Here is a 12,515-nt window from a genome sequence, read left to right as displayed (position 1 = left end):
CACCCTCCCCAGGCCCCTGAGGTGGATCATCGAGGAGGTCAGCTCCTCCGATCGGATCCTTTTGGAGCCACCCAGCCTGATCCTGGTGAGGAGCGGTGGGAGGGGTCTGGAGGAGGTCCTCAGGAGGTTCAAGGCATCCGTCCTCATATCCGGGACCTGGGGCGAGGAGGTGGCGAGGGGGGAGATCTTGGAGGATCTGGACTACAGGAGAATAGCTGTTAGATCTTGGGGGGAAGTCTCCACGATCGTAACCAGGGATTTCACGACCAGATTCGAGGAGAGGAGCAGGGCGGAATTCTTCAGGATAGCCTCCGCATTGGCGGATCTTTCTGAGGTCATAGTAGGGAATATGGGGATATTCGCTTCCTCATACGATGTGCTCCAGGGAATACTGGATGCGGGCTTCGAGAACATGGTGGCCAAGCCTCTCTTCGTTGAGGAGAGGGGGATGGACTCCCATGAGCTGTCCGGGATGGTGGCCAGGTTCAAGAGCCTCTCCAGCTCGGGAGCGATACTCCTGGGAGTTCAGGGAGGAAGGAGCAGCGAGGGAGAGGACTTCCCGGGGCTGCAGATGACCACGTCCGTCGTAGTGGGACTGCAGCTGGCGAGACCCAGCGCCCTCAGCAGCATCCAAGAGATCCTCTGGAGGAGGCACACGAGGCTCCGGAACCCGGTGCTGATCAACGCCTGCAGATCCGCTTTGCAGGCGGCTGCAAGACCCGTTAGATCATTCAGGGATCTGGGCTTCATAGTTTTAGCCGATAGGAGGTTCTCCAGGTGTGTCAACATGATGCCAGACTGGATGAGGGCTCCCCTGAGGTATCTGAGCCTGAGCGAGGTTGCTGGAGCCGGTGAGGAATTCTTTAAGGGAAGGAGGGTGGGTTAGGTGGGAAGGGGATGCGCTTGAGGATATACCCCCCGGAGGAGAGGGCCCGGGTGATGAGGGCCGAGGTGGAGGAGCTCCTGAGGGACGGCTGGAGGCTGATAATCGTGACCTACGACCCAAGATTCGCGGATTTCCTAGAGGACCTCATAAGGGACAGGGGGGACGTTACGATCATACGCTCCCTCTCACCGGATCTCCTGACCTCCCTCCTGATGCTCCTCACTCGCTTGAGGGGAGGGGAGGCCTGCCTCTTGGATGACGTGCTAGGTGCCTACCTGAGGGAGGCCAGCTCATCACCGAGACCCTACGACCTGCAGAGGTCCCTCATAACGATCATGAGCATCCTCAGGTCCTTCGAGAGACAGACGAGATCCCTCGTGAGCGTCCATACGGTAGAGCAGGAGGCGCCGGAGTGGTTCTTGAAGCTCTTCGACGTCATCGAGGTGATCTGATGGAGCTCGACCCCTACCTTCATGCCGTATGGTACATACTCCCCTCCTATTTCGCCAACATGTCCCCAGTGATCTTCGGAGGAGGCCGGCCCCTCGACATGGGCAGGAACTTCCTAGACGGCAGGAGGATACTCGGAGATCACAAGACCTTGAGGGGTTTCCTCTCAGGTCTGGTGGTGGGATCCCTCGTGGGTCTGATCCAGGGGAGGCTCCTCCAAGGATTCGCCCTATCATTGGGAGCGATGGTAGGTGACTGCTTCGGTTCGTTCCTGAAGAGGAGGATGGGGATTAGTGAAGGAAAACCAGCCCCAATTTTGGATCAGGAGGGATTCCTCATATTCTCACTTCTCTTTGCATCACCGCTGGAGGGCCTTCCCCTTGAATCCATCCTGTTCCTCCTCCTGCTCACCCCCCTGCTGCACTGGGGGAGCAACGTGGTGGCCCACCTGATCGGCCTCAAGGAGGTGGCTCACTGAATGGGGCTGGAGGATCTCCTGGGGAGGGTGGACAGGAAGTACGTGGAGATGATGAGGAGGAAGGGCATCGAGCTAGAGGACCTCATACTAATGACTGACTCTGAACTCGCCGAGAGGCTCGGGATAGACAGGAGCATCGCCAGGGAGATACTGATGGAGGCGAGCCTCCTCTCCCTCAGACCAGTGACCGCCGATAGGCTACTGGCCGAGGGTCCCTTGCTGAGAACGGGACTGGGAGGGCTGGACGATCTCCTCGGAGGGGGCATCAGGGCCAAGACTTTGACTGGGATTTACGGTCCTCCCTCCTCAGGGAAGACCCAATTCTGCATCTACATGGCGGTTAGATCTCTAATGGAACCTGAGAGAGGTGGTATATCCTCGGGAACAGCCTGCTTCATCGACACGGAGGGCACCTTCGACCCGGGGAGGGCGATCGTCTTCCTGAGGCAGAACTCCCTCCCCGAGGACATGCTGTCGAGGATAAGGGTCATTAGGGCGCAGAACCCACAGCAGCTCCAGTTGGCCCTCGAGCTGTCCGCTGATCTCGTGAGGTCCGGGGAATCCAGGTTCCTTTGCCTTGACTCCATATCCTATCCCCTAGCCGGCTATGGGGGCCTGAAGGGGCTCAGGGAGAGACAGGAGGAGCTCCAGAGGATCCTGCTCGCGATTCGGAGGATAGCCGAGAGGGGAAGCGTCGTCATTATGACGATGCACGCGGTCAGGTGGGGGAGGAGCATACAATCGAAGGGCGGGTTCGTCCTGGCCCACGTTCCCCACAACATGCTCTGCTTCAGGAGGGTGAGGGGCAACAGGGTCGTGGTGACGCTCGAGGACTCCTCATACCTTCCTCCAGGGCAGGCAGCGTTCGCGATAGGGGAGGACGGCCTCCATGGGATATGAGCTGGAAAGGTTTTAAATGAGACCCCCAAGCTTCTCCCGGTGTGGGCCTTGGGGATCCCTGCGGATAGATTTTATACAAAAACACATGAATGGGTAAAAATATCTGGTAATAAAGCGATAATTGGAATAACATCATATGCAGTTGAACAACTTGGAGATATAACATTCCTAGAGGTCAAGCCCATCGGGACCAAGGTGAGGAAGGGCGAGAGGATAGGGACCGTTGAGAGCAGCAAGACAACGGAGAGGATATACGCCCCGGTCTCCGGGGAGGTTATCGAGATAAATAAGGAGGCCGGAGTGATCGAGGAGGGGAGTAGTGAGGTTCCGATGGGGCTGGAGAAGATAGTGCAGGATCCCTACGGTGAGGGCTGGATACTGGCCTTGACCGTGGGGGAGGGCGTCTCCTCGGAGCTGAGCGATCTCATGAGGGCCGAGGAGTACGCCAAATACGTGGAGGAAAGCCATTGAGGGAGAAGCTCATAAAGGATCCTATACATGGTTATCTGAGGATAAGCCCTGAGGAGCTCGGACTCATAGATTCCTTCCCGCTGCAGAGGCTGAGGAGGATAAGGCAGCTCCCCGGATCCGAGTACGTCTATCCCGGCGCGGTCAACACGAGGTTCGAGCATTCGCTCGGCGTCATGCACCTAGCTGGAGTGATGGGAGGGAGCCTCAGCGGGGACCGTGAGGTGGTCTCCCTCCTGAGGGTGGCGGGCCTGCTGCACGATCTGGGGCACGGGCCTTTCTCCCACTCCTTCGAGACGATATTGATCGAGAATTTCGGGATATCACATGAGGAAATGACCTCTATAGTGATAAGGAGAACTGAGATAGCAGATCTCCTGACGAAGATGGGGTTCCAGCCGGAGGAGGTGATTCTCCTAATAAGGGGAGAGCACGGAAGGAGGAGCCTCTCCAAGGTCATAAACTCCTCCGTGGATGCGGATAAGATGGATTACATAGTGAGGGACTCATACCACACTGGCGCTGGCTATAGCGTCGACGTTCATAGGATAGCGTTCAACTCCATCGAGGTAAACGACGATTTAGTGATAAATATAAGAGCTTTAGAGGCAATAGAGTCTCTTTTTATGGCAAGGCTGCTATCATATAGGACAATATATTACCATAAGACCTCAAGGGGCGTGCAGCTGATGCTGGAGATGGGAATGAGGAGCATACTTGACAGGATGGATCTTGGCAACCCGAGGAAGGATCCAACTCCCTTCCTTGAGTTAGATGACTACAGGGTTTGGGAGCTCCTTAGGGGCGATGAGAGGAGCAAGTGGATAACCGAGAGGCTCATGAGGAGGAGCATCCTCAAGGTGGTCTGGGAGAAGCACGGTGTAGGACTGAGTAGGGAGGGTGTGGATCTCGCGAGGGAGAGGATATCTGAGCTCTGCGGTGTCAGGAGGGAGGATGTGATAATAGACTCCCCCATCATAGAGTTCGCGGGCGGCGAACTCCCGAGGGTCATGAGGGATGGGGAACTTCTGGATTTATCCGAGGTCTCCCCAGTCCTGAGGAGGCTCCTAGGAATGAACCCTTCCTTCATAAGGATTTACACTTGGCCGGAGCTCAGGAGGAGGGTTGAGGATAGGCTCAGGGGCGTGGCCGTTGGGGAGGTGATCGAGAGCTGAGCCCCCTCTTGAGTAGGGACTACATATTCTGCGGTGAGAGCTGCGGGAGGGTCCTCTCGATGCTGCTTTTGGGAATATCAAGGCTCAATGGACATCGTGAGGAGATAGAGCTCTGGTGCGGAACTTCCCCGGAGATCAGAATGGGATACGTGCTCTATGAGGTGACTAGGCATGAGGGAAGGAGATTTGTTCCCTTAACGGGCTCGGAAGTCACTAGGTACGTTGTGAGGACCCTCTACGGTCCTGACGACCCTAGGGAGCTCTCATACAGGTTCAGGGTCTCGCTCAGCTACCACTACGTGAAGGAGGGAAGAGCCGTCTACCTGAAGGGGGATGTGTACGAGCTCAGCCTCAGGGGGATCGATAAGGGGGCCCTCCTCTCCCTGAGGTTCGTGAAGGGCATGTCCAGGGTGGGTTATGATGAGCTGGTGGAGAGGATAGCGGAGGTATCAAGGGGGACCTCCATGGGATCAAGGCTCATCTACGCCTCCTACCCAGACGAGCTAGATTCCTGTAAATAGATGCTGCCCTCTCAAGCGCAACTAGTATTGAATTTATCCTAGATAGAGTTTCTTCATCAATATTATTTTTACCAATAGATGCCATCTCTCGTTCTAGGATCCTCGTCAGGGAGCTCATAACCCTCTCCAGCGCCAGCCTCTGCTCCTCAATTCCGGCCTGCTCCTCAGATTCGACGAGTATCACCTTGGTCCCGCAGACGGCGCAGACCACCTCACCTCCACCCGTCTCGAAGAGCGGGGAGCCGCACACGGGGCATGTCTCCGATAGCATCTTCCATCCTTTGAGTAGGGCCTCGGCCATCTTCCTGCTCCTCTCATCCTCCGAAGGGCTCACCCAAGCCCACCCAATGCTCAGCGAGGCACCCGCTTAAAACCCCGACGAGAGTCACCCTAGCCGGCGCCCAACAACCGGACGATTGACGATTATTAACCCGATGTATCTCTAAATATATTTTTCATGAATCCACGAATCTCATTAGATTTTTCCAAAAAAACTGACCGATTGATGGGTGAGCTACGAGTGCAACTTTTTAAGGGAGAGCCCGCGAGTAGCCTCGAAAGGGCTGTTTAGGGGGTGAACGTCATGGTGACTAAGAAAGCCGAGAAGGTTAAGGAGTACGAGAAGCTCCTCTCGGAAGCGATACAGAGACTGGATAGGATATCTCAGGACAGGAGCGTTCCAAGGAACATAAGAAGAGCGATGACAGAGGCGATAGAGGCCCTTAGGGACGAGAGGAACAGCTATGGGGTTAGATCGAACAAGGCAATCTCAATACTCAATGAGATAGTGAATGACATAAACATGCCCTTCCCCACGAGGTCTGAGATACTACTCATAGTCGGACTCCTTGAGAAGATAAAAGATTAATCGCATATTTTTTGACATATTAATGAGACCAACCTGCTCTTCAATATTATATTTTCGAGGATGAGGGATTCCTTATCCAGCTCCACCCCACCCCTGGCCCTCCTGACGTCAGAGAGCAGTGACAGGGCATAGCTCAGCAGGTCGATCAGGTCCCCGGCGGTCAATCCTCCGGGGAGCCCCGCTATCCTATCAAGGGAAGTTGCCACCTCACTTAACTGTCCCGAGAACTCATCATCAATGCTGCATATTCTCCTCAACCTCTCCGCCGCCTCCCTGAGAGGTTTTGAGTATATCTCCATCCTCCCCCCATCCAAGGTGGCCTCCCTACCGCAGCAGAGCTGGACTGAGCTTATGAGCGAGGATATGATCCCCATGACCACCTCAAGCTCCCTCATGAAGATGCTCTTAGATGATGCCCTGGCCTCCACCCCCTTCAGGATCCTCTCCCTAGCCCAGTCCATCTGAGTCTTCAGCTCCCTGACCCTTTCCAGAAGCTCATTCACCCTCTCCTTAAGCCTAGCGATCGCTTGTGGTCCGTACTCCTCCAGGAACCCGTTGAACTCAGATCTGGTGACCTCCATCAGCTCGATCAGATCATCTGGCACGTCGGATGATAGATCATCGAAGCAGAATATCCCGGATCTCTCGAGGATCTCGGCTATCCTCTCCCCCTTCTCCTCACCGAAGTACCGCTTGAGCGCGCTCATGAGGTAAGCCGATACCCTGCCCCTCATCGATGCCCTACCTCAAGAGTGCCGGGGGAGGGATTTGAACCCTCGACCTTCCGGTCTTCAGCCGGACGCTCTCCCTCTGAGCTACCCCGGCTTTCAGTGGACCGGGGGGGATTCGAACCCCCGACCTCCCGCATGCCAAGCGGGCGCGCTACCAACTGCGCCACCGGCCCCAATGGTAGGGGGTCTGGAGAATTTTAAATTTTCCCCTAGCCCCGGGTTCCCCCGGGAACCCGGAGCCCCCTCGGAGTTCGATCATCAGACGACCCTCACGCTCTTCCACCTCACCTTGTTGGCCCAGGCGTACCTCCTCATCCTGGGACTCCTGCCGAAACCGCAGGAAGCGCAGTATCCCTTCTTGACGTTGAAGGAGTGCCTACCGCATCTTCTGCATCTGACGTGCGTCTTTCCCCTGCTCCTCCTCCCCATCGAGGGCGTTCCCTTGACCATGCTATCACTCCTCCGGCCCCTCCAGTCCCTCTATCTTCTGCGTCGAGATCGCTATCACGTTATCCCCCCTTATCAGCACCCTCTTCCCGATCTTGTTCTGCCTCATCTCGCCGTCCGGGGTCGTGTATATCTCCTCCGCGTTATCCAGTATCAGGTTCAGGTGATTGTCGTAGGACTTCAGCACGCCCCTGACGTTCACACCGTTCTTCAGGAACACCAGGATGCTGGTATTCATGCTCTTCGAGAGATATCTCATAGCGCTTGACATCGCGTTCCCCCGCTCTCGGATTGTTCAGGGCCCACCTTTTAAATAAATTTTGGTGCCCGCCCAGCATGATTTAAATACTGCAGCTCGGGGGATCAAGCGTAAGGTGTGGGCCATGGGGTTCTTCAGGAAAGTGTTCGGCAAGGGAAGGGAGGAAGAGGAGGAATTCGAGGAGGAGCCTGAGGAGTTTGAGGAGGAAGTGAGTTACGAGATAGAACCCGTCAGACCCAAGATAGTGTCGGAGAAGGCCATCACCGTGAAGCCGATGAATTTAAGAAACGCGGAGGACGTTGAGCAAATATTGAACGAGATAAATGAGGGAAACATAATATTACTCAGGTACGATGACCTCGCCGCTGAGGGGGAGGAGAAACTCAAGTTCATGATCCAGAGGCTGAAGGAGAGGGTTCTGGAGATGGGCGGGGACCTGGTGATGATAAGGGATAGGGGATATCCCCCCCTGCTGATAGTCCCGAGGTTCGTCGAGATTTGGCGCAGTCCCGGGTGATCGAGCCGGTGAACAGGCTCCGGTTCTAGACGGGTTTCGAATCTCATGAGGACCCGCTTCCCTCTACCCCCTCAGTTGCGATTAAGGGGATCTCATCTACCTTCCGTAGCGAAGATCCTTCGGCCTCCGTAGGGGGCTAAGCTAGCCTGAAGGTCTCGCCTATCTGGGGAGATATCGTCCTTATCCCTGGAACGGTCTTAGCCGCCAGGGGAGAGAAGCTCCTTATCTTCTCCTCCTCCCCGTGAACCAGGAAGACCCTGTGGGGCCTGGGCTCAATGGTCCCCAAGTAGGTGAGCAGCTGAACCTTATCCGCGTGCGCGCTGAAGCCTTCGATCACCCTCACCTCGGCCCTGACCTCCACCTTAACGGGCTCTCCCTCCTCATTCTGCATCCTCAGCTCCCTCACCCCATCCCTCAACTTCCTCCCGAGCGTCCCCTCAGCCTGATAGCTCACCAGTACTATGGCGTTCTCGGGACCCGGGGCCAGCATCCTCAGGTAGTCCACGCTGGGACCGCCCGTGAGCATTCCGGAGGGAGCTATTATCACGGCCGGCCCTCCCCTCGTCACGTCGGGCCTCTCATCGGAGCTCCCGATAAAGTTGAAGTGAGGATCTGTGAAGGGATCCCTGTCCCTCTTGAAGACGCTGTCCCTCACGTATGAGGAGAGGTAGTCCGGATAGGCGGAGTGTATCGCCGTGGAGTCGTATATCATCCCGTCCAGGTAAACGGGGATATCTGGGAGCTCATTGCTTGAGAAGCCATCCACTAGAGATAGCATGATCTCCTGGGCCCTTCCCACGGCCAGGGCGGGTATGAGCACCTTCCCCCCCTTGCTGGCCGTCTCCCTTATTATCGAGAACAGAGCCTCCTCCGCCTCCCTAAAGCTGGGCAGCACGTCATTCTCCCCGCAGTAGGTGCACTCCATTATCAGGGTCTCGACCCTTGGGAACTTCCTCACGGCCTTATCCAGGAGCTTGGTGTCCCTGAATCTCATGTCCCCGGTGTAAAGTATGTTATGCCTAGCGCTCTCCACGTTCAAGTGAGCCAGACCGGATCCCAGTATGTGACCGGCGTTGTAAAGGGTTAGCTTCACATCCGGGGAGATGTCCACAGTTTCCGCGTACTCCAGGGTCACAGTGTGGTTCATCAGGTTGACCACATCCCTCCAGGAGAAGAAGGGTGTCAGGCCACTCCTCTGGGAGAGGTTGATGTAGTCGTAGAGGAGGAGCATGATCAGGTCCCTGGTCGGCCTCGTGAGGTAGACGGGTCCCCTGTAGCCGTACTTGAAGAGAAGAGGGAGCGCCCCCGAGTGATCCAAGTGCGCGTGCGTCACGACCACGGCGTCGAGCTCGTCTATGTCGAAGGAGCTCAGATCAAACCTTGGGAACGGGTCCTCGCCACCCACGCTTATACCGCAGTCCAAGAGGATGCTGCTCTCATCTGTGGTGACGAGGATGGAGCTCCTACCGACCTCCCTGGCGGCACCGAGGAAGGTAACGTAAAGACCCCTGCTGATCCTCATGGGAGACCTGAATATCCTGCTGGACAGCCTCTTCATCACCCTCTTCCTCTCCACGGCCTCCGATATCATCACGTTGTAGAACGTCTCGAGGAAGGTCGACTTTATCGTGGGAGCCCTTATCACCACGGGTCTCCAACCCGTCTCCTTCAGTATCTCGAGTATGTTCGCTCCTCCCTTCCCGACGACATAACCGGTCCTCTTGGCAATTATGTAAACCTCTCTGGTCTCCTGGATGAACTTTATATCCTCTATCTCGGCCTTCTCCGGTATCGTCTTCCTTATGAACTCTATTGTGCTGCTCTCGTCCTTCAGGGGCTTGCTGGCCAGGACCACTATCTTCTTCTTAAGGCTCTTGGCGGCATTCGTTATTATATCGGGCCTGTCCAAGAGCTCCTTCGGGTTCTCGACGTAGACCGTTATGAAGGGGCCCTCCAGGTCTACCTTATCTATCCTCGTGTACTGGGAGAGGAACTTCCTCACCTTGGCCTTTATAGACTCCGGGGAGCTCATCAAGGACCCTACCTTCTCAGCTCCTCTATCATCCGGGAGATCTCGTCCCTCCCGAGGAACCTAACCCCTCCGCCGTCCACCACGACGACATCAATTCCATCGCCGGTGGCCGCGTCCCTCGAGAGGGCGGCAACCATGCTAGATATCACGAGCCTGATGGCCGCCTCCCTATCCATCTCCGGGGAGTATCCACCCTCTATGACCGATATGGCCACTGGAGAACCTGAGCCCGTGGCCAGATAGTCCTCCTCAGTCATGGTGCCGTAGAGGTCCACGTTGAAGAGGTGAGGTCCCTCCCTGTCGACCCCCCCGACTATCAGCTGGGCCAGGAGGAAGAAGGGTCTGTACCTCCTGAGCATGAGCACCAACAGCCTGGCCAGGCCCCTGACCGTGATTGGCCTGCCCGTGTCCATGCTGTAGAGGTCGGCCAGGGCAGCTAGATTGTTCACCAGGTACTGCCCATCGGCCACGAGCCCTGATATCGTGGCCACGGCATAGTCCGTCAGTTTAAAGGTCTTCACCGCGCTCTTGCTCGCCACGAAAGTACCGCTGGTCGCCCTCTTATCAGAGGCAACCACGACTCCGTCCTTGAATTTTACACCAACTGTCGTGGTTCCCTTCATCAGATGAATCCTTTCCTCCACTCCTCGGACCCCGGACCCTTGGGGATTTTCCCAAGTCATCAACACCACCTCACTTGAAGACGCGTCAACAGGCGGTCGGTTGATGCACCGGGCTCGATTAAAAAAGGTTCCCTCAGCAGGCGCCGGGTGAGCGGATGGAAGCCGAGAGGATGACCCTCGTCCCGAGCAAACTGGCCAGAAAGGGGTTCAGATTCGTCTTCATTGGACCATCCAGCCTTTGCAAGGACTGCAAGTACAGGAGCACCTGTGTAGATGGCATGGAGCTCGGCAGGGTCTATGAGGTAGTTGATGTGAACGAGAGGAAGAGGTTTCAATGCCCGGTGCATGAGGAGGTCTCCCTGGCCTCCGTGAGAAGGGCGACAATAGATTTAGCGATTCCGATTAGCTTGATCGAGGGCGCCACTTTCACCTACAGACCGCTGGAGTGCGACCGCATCACCTGCGAGAGCTTCGCCCTCTGCAAGCCGGAGGGTCTGAAGCTCGGGGACAGGCTGACGGTCCTGAGGGAGAAGGGAGTGGTTAGGGGCTGCGGTGCCCTGCGGGAGCTCAGGGTTTATGAGGTCGAGATCAAGTAACCTCCTTCCTAGGTATCTCGAAGTCCTCGATGAACCTGACCAGCCTTATACCCTTCAGGTGCCTCATTATCGTGGAGAGCGCATTTATCTTCCTTGAGTAGGAATCCCTGAGCACGTACGCCTTCGGAGGAAGCGTTACCTCCACGACACCATCCTCCACCCATCTAGCCGGTATCTCCTCTAACCTCAAATCGAAGGCGTCAGCCACTATCGCCCTCACCTTCTCCAGATCATCCCTAATCTTCCTCAGGACCTCGCATTCGATGAGTAACCTCTTCCCAGCCAGGGGATGGTTGAAGTCCACAGTGACCCTGCCTCCCGTGACGGACTGTATCACCCCCCTCTGGTCGTCCAAGTATATCGTTTCCCCGACGTGAGGGTGGATCCCCTCCCTCTCAAGCCTCTTCACGGAATAGACCTTGACCTTACCCCTATCATAGCTCCCATAGGCCTCCTCAGGCTCCAGGATAAGTTCGAATCTCTCCCCCTCCTCGCTGGCCAGTATCCTCTCCAGCAGCTTCGGGAACAGGTTCGTCTCGCCCGGTATCACCAGCACGGGCGTGTAGCTGACCCTCTCAGAGTGAGCCCCGGACTCCCTGGCCACATCCTCAACTGTGGTATGGTAGAGTGAGCGAGTTTCAGCATCCCTTATGGTTATATTGACCAGTAGGAATTCCCTCTCCAAGCTAACACCCTAGCCCTTCACAACTCCTATCGGCACCAGCCTCGCCACGAGCTTTGCTATGCCAGCCCTGTGCGTGGCGTTGACCACCTCATCCACGTCCTTGTAGGCCCCGGGAGCCTCCTCAGCGGCCACCGCTAGTGATGCGGGCTTAACTATTATCCCCCTCTCGGCGAGCATCTGCACTATCTGACTCCCTCTGTAGATCCTCTTCGCCTGCTCCCTGCTCATCACCCTCCCGGCCCCGTGAGCGGTGGTCCCGAAGGACTCCTCCATGGCCCTGGCCGTGCCGGCCATCAGGTATGAGGCCGTGCCCTGGGAGCCGGGTATTATGACCGGCTGACCCACATCCCTGTAATCGCTGGGGATCGCCGGATGCCCCGGCGGGAAAGATCTCGTCGCCCCCTTCCTGTGAACGTAAACCTTAACCTTCTTTCCATCCACCACGTGCTCCTCGAGCTTCGCTATGTTGTGAGCGACATCGTAGACCAGACTCATCCCCATGTCCTCGGCGCTCCTCCCGAAGACCCTCTCAAAGGCCTCCCTGACCCAGTGCGTCACCATCTGCCTGTTGGCCCAGGCGTAATTTGCGGCTCCCTTCATCGCCCTGAAATACTTCTCGGCAGTATCGGAGTTGGCATAGGCGAATATGAGCTCTTTGTCCGGAAGCTTGAAGTTTAGGGAACTTATCTTTGCGAGCATCATGTTTAGGAAATCGTCGGCGACCTGATGACCGAACCCCCTGCTTCCCGTGTGGACCATCGCGACCACCTGACCCTCCCGCTCTATCCCCATCACCCTCGCCACCTGCGGATCGTATATCCTATCGACCAGCTGCACCTCCAAGAAGTGGTTGCCGCTCCCCAAGGAGCCGAGCTGCGG

Annotated in this window: 18 protein-coding genes and 2 tRNA genes; 10 read left to right on the top strand and 10 right to left on the bottom strand. The window is 56.5% G+C overall.

Features of this window, described 5'->3' with window-relative positions:
- The 7 genes from BA066_04075 to BA066_04045 all read left to right on the top strand — a co-directional run.
- On the top strand, positions 1-886 hold an 886-nt coding region (locus BA066_04075), incomplete at its 5' end, for a hypothetical protein (protein RDD53520.1).
- An 11-nt stretch (positions 887-897) separates the two neighbouring features.
- A complete protein-coding gene (locus BA066_04070; protein ID RDD53519.1) occupies positions 898-1,338 on the top strand; it encodes a hypothetical protein in 441 nt (146 codons plus the stop codon).
- Complete coding sequence (locus tag BA066_04065) at positions 1,338-1,814, top strand: CDP-2,3-bis-(O-geranylgeranyl)-sn-glycerol synthase (GenBank protein RDD53518.1); 477 nt, start codon at positions 1,338-1,340, stop codon at positions 1,812-1,814. The genes BA066_04070 and BA066_04065 overlap by 1 nt, the downstream gene beginning before the upstream one ends.
- Complete coding sequence (locus tag BA066_04060) at positions 1,815-2,714, top strand: hypothetical protein (GenBank protein RDD53517.1); 900 nt, start codon at positions 1,815-1,817, stop codon at positions 2,712-2,714.
- 48 nt (positions 2,715-2,762) lie between these two features.
- Positions 2,763-3,185 carry a glycine cleavage system protein H gene (locus BA066_04055; GenBank protein ID RDD53516.1) on the top strand — a complete coding sequence of 141 codons (423 nt, stop codon included), beginning with the start codon at positions 2,763-2,765 and terminating at the stop codon, positions 3,183-3,185.
- Positions 3,182-4,357, top strand: coding sequence for an HD domain-containing protein (locus BA066_04050; GenBank protein ID RDD53515.1), 1,176 nt, complete (start codon positions 3,182-3,184; stop codon positions 4,355-4,357). Before BA066_04055 ends, BA066_04050 begins: the two co-directional genes overlap by 4 nt.
- Before the next feature lie 8 nt (positions 4,358-4,365).
- A complete protein-coding gene (locus BA066_04045; protein ID RDD53514.1) occupies positions 4,366-4,878 on the top strand; it encodes a hypothetical protein in 513 nt (170 codons plus the stop codon).
- Here the strand turns inward: BA066_04045 and BA066_04040 are convergent.
- Positions 4,835-5,212 carry a hypothetical protein gene (locus tag BA066_04040; protein RDD53513.1) on the bottom strand — a complete coding sequence of 126 codons (378 nt, stop codon included), beginning with the start codon at positions 5,210-5,212 and terminating at the stop codon, positions 4,835-4,837. The two genes, BA066_04045 and BA066_04040, sit on opposite strands and share 44 nt — an antisense overlap.
- A gap of 249 nt (positions 5,213-5,461) precedes the next feature.
- On the opposite strand from BA066_04040, the gene BA066_04035 reads away from it, so the two are divergent.
- Positions 5,462-5,746, top strand: a complete 285-nt coding sequence (locus tag BA066_04035; GenBank protein ID RDD53512.1) for a hypothetical protein — start codon at positions 5,462-5,464, stop codon at positions 5,744-5,746.
- Here BA066_04035 and BA066_04030 read toward each other — a convergent pair.
- From BA066_04030 to BA066_04010, 5 genes are all read right to left on the bottom strand, one after another.
- The gene (locus BA066_04030; protein ID RDD53511.1) at positions 5,743-6,480 is read right to left on the bottom strand and encodes a hypothetical protein; all 738 of its coding nucleotides are present in this window, start codon (positions 6,478-6,480) and stop codon (positions 5,743-5,745) included. The two genes, BA066_04035 and BA066_04030, sit on opposite strands and share 4 nt — an antisense overlap.
- Positions 6,481-6,499: 19 nt before the next feature.
- A tRNA-Phe gene (locus BA066_04025) sits at positions 6,500-6,571 on the bottom strand.
- 6 nt (positions 6,572-6,577) lie between these two features.
- Positions 6,578-6,650: transfer RNA gene (locus tag BA066_04020), tRNA-Ala, on the bottom strand.
- An 85-nt stretch (positions 6,651-6,735) separates the two neighbouring features.
- Complete coding sequence (locus BA066_04015) at positions 6,736-6,927, bottom strand: 50S ribosomal protein L37e (GenBank protein RDD53510.1); 192 nt, start codon at positions 6,925-6,927, stop codon at positions 6,736-6,738.
- Between the two features lie 4 nt (positions 6,928-6,931).
- A complete protein-coding gene (locus tag BA066_04010) occupies positions 6,932-7,195 on the bottom strand; it encodes an RNA-binding protein (GenBank protein ID RDD53509.1) in 264 nt (87 codons plus the stop codon).
- Positions 7,196-7,298: 103 nt separating this feature from the next.
- Here BA066_04010 and BA066_04005 point away from each other — a divergent pair, with 103 nt between their 5' ends.
- Positions 7,299-7,700, top strand: coding sequence for a cell division protein SepF (locus BA066_04005; protein ID RDD53508.1), 402 nt, complete (start codon positions 7,299-7,301; stop codon positions 7,698-7,700).
- A 136-nt stretch (positions 7,701-7,836) separates the two neighbouring features.
- On the opposite strand, the gene BA066_04000 is transcribed toward BA066_04005, so the two are convergent.
- Both BA066_04000 and BA066_03995 read right to left on the bottom strand, forming a co-directional pair.
- Positions 7,837-9,735, bottom strand: coding sequence for a beta-CASP ribonuclease aCPSF1 (locus tag BA066_04000; protein RDD53507.1), 1,899 nt, complete (start codon positions 9,733-9,735; stop codon positions 7,837-7,839).
- Between the two features lie 5 nt (positions 9,736-9,740).
- The gene (locus BA066_03995) at positions 9,741-10,415 is read right to left on the bottom strand and encodes a proteasome subunit beta (GenBank protein RDD53521.1); all 675 of its coding nucleotides are present in this window, start codon (positions 10,413-10,415) and stop codon (positions 9,741-9,743) included.
- Between the two features lie 95 nt (positions 10,416-10,510).
- Here BA066_03995 and BA066_03990 point away from each other — a divergent pair, with 95 nt between their 5' ends.
- Entirely contained in the window at positions 10,511-10,951 is a 441-nt protein-coding gene (locus BA066_03990) for a hypothetical protein (GenBank protein RDD53506.1), read from the top strand.
- Here BA066_03990 and BA066_03985 read toward each other — a convergent pair.
- Entirely contained in the window at positions 10,944-11,636 is a 693-nt protein-coding gene (locus BA066_03985) for a hypothetical protein (protein ID RDD53505.1), read from the bottom strand. The genes BA066_03990 and BA066_03985 overlap by 8 nt on opposite strands.
- A 9-nt stretch (positions 11,637-11,645) precedes the next feature.
- On the bottom strand, positions 11,646-12,515 hold an 870-nt coding region (locus BA066_03980), incomplete at its 5' end, for an RtcB family protein (protein RDD53504.1).

It is taken from the genome of Candidatus Korarchaeota archaeon NZ13-K (assembly GCA_003344655.1).
GTDB lineage: Archaea > Korarchaeota > Korarchaeia > Korarchaeales > Korarchaeaceae > Korarchaeum.
The sequence above is the reverse complement of the archived record's forward strand: the minus strand, read 5'-3'. Positions and strand labels throughout refer to the sequence as shown.

Coding starts and splice junctions, on each gene's coding strand:
- BA066_04070 (RDD53519.1), top strand. CDS start 898: ATGCGCTTGAGGATATACCCCCCGGAGGAGAGGGCCCGGGTGATGAGG.
- BA066_04065 (RDD53518.1), top strand. CDS start 1,338: ATGGAGCTCGACCCCTACCTTCATGCCGTATGGTACATACTCCCCTCC.
- BA066_04060 (RDD53517.1), top strand. CDS start 1,815: ATGGGGCTGGAGGATCTCCTGGGGAGGGTGGACAGGAAGTACGTGGAG.
- BA066_04035 (RDD53512.1), top strand. CDS start 5,462: ATGGTGACTAAGAAAGCCGAGAAGGTTAAGGAGTACGAGAAGCTCCTC.
- BA066_04030 (RDD53511.1), bottom strand. CDS start 6,480: ATGAGGGGCAGGGTATCGGCTTACCTCATGAGCGCGCTCAAGCGGTAC.
- BA066_04015 (RDD53510.1), bottom strand. CDS start 6,927: ATGGTCAAGGGAACGCCCTCGATGGGGAGGAGGAGCAGGGGAAAGACG.
- BA066_04010 (RDD53509.1), bottom strand. CDS start 7,195: ATGTCAAGCGCTATGAGATATCTCTCGAAGAGCATGAATACCAGCATC.
- BA066_03995 (RDD53521.1), bottom strand. CDS start 10,415: ATGACTTGGGAAAATCCCCAAGGGTCCGGGGTCCGAGGAGTGGAGGAA.
- BA066_03990 (RDD53506.1), top strand. CDS start 10,511: ATGGAAGCCGAGAGGATGACCCTCGTCCCGAGCAAACTGGCCAGAAAG.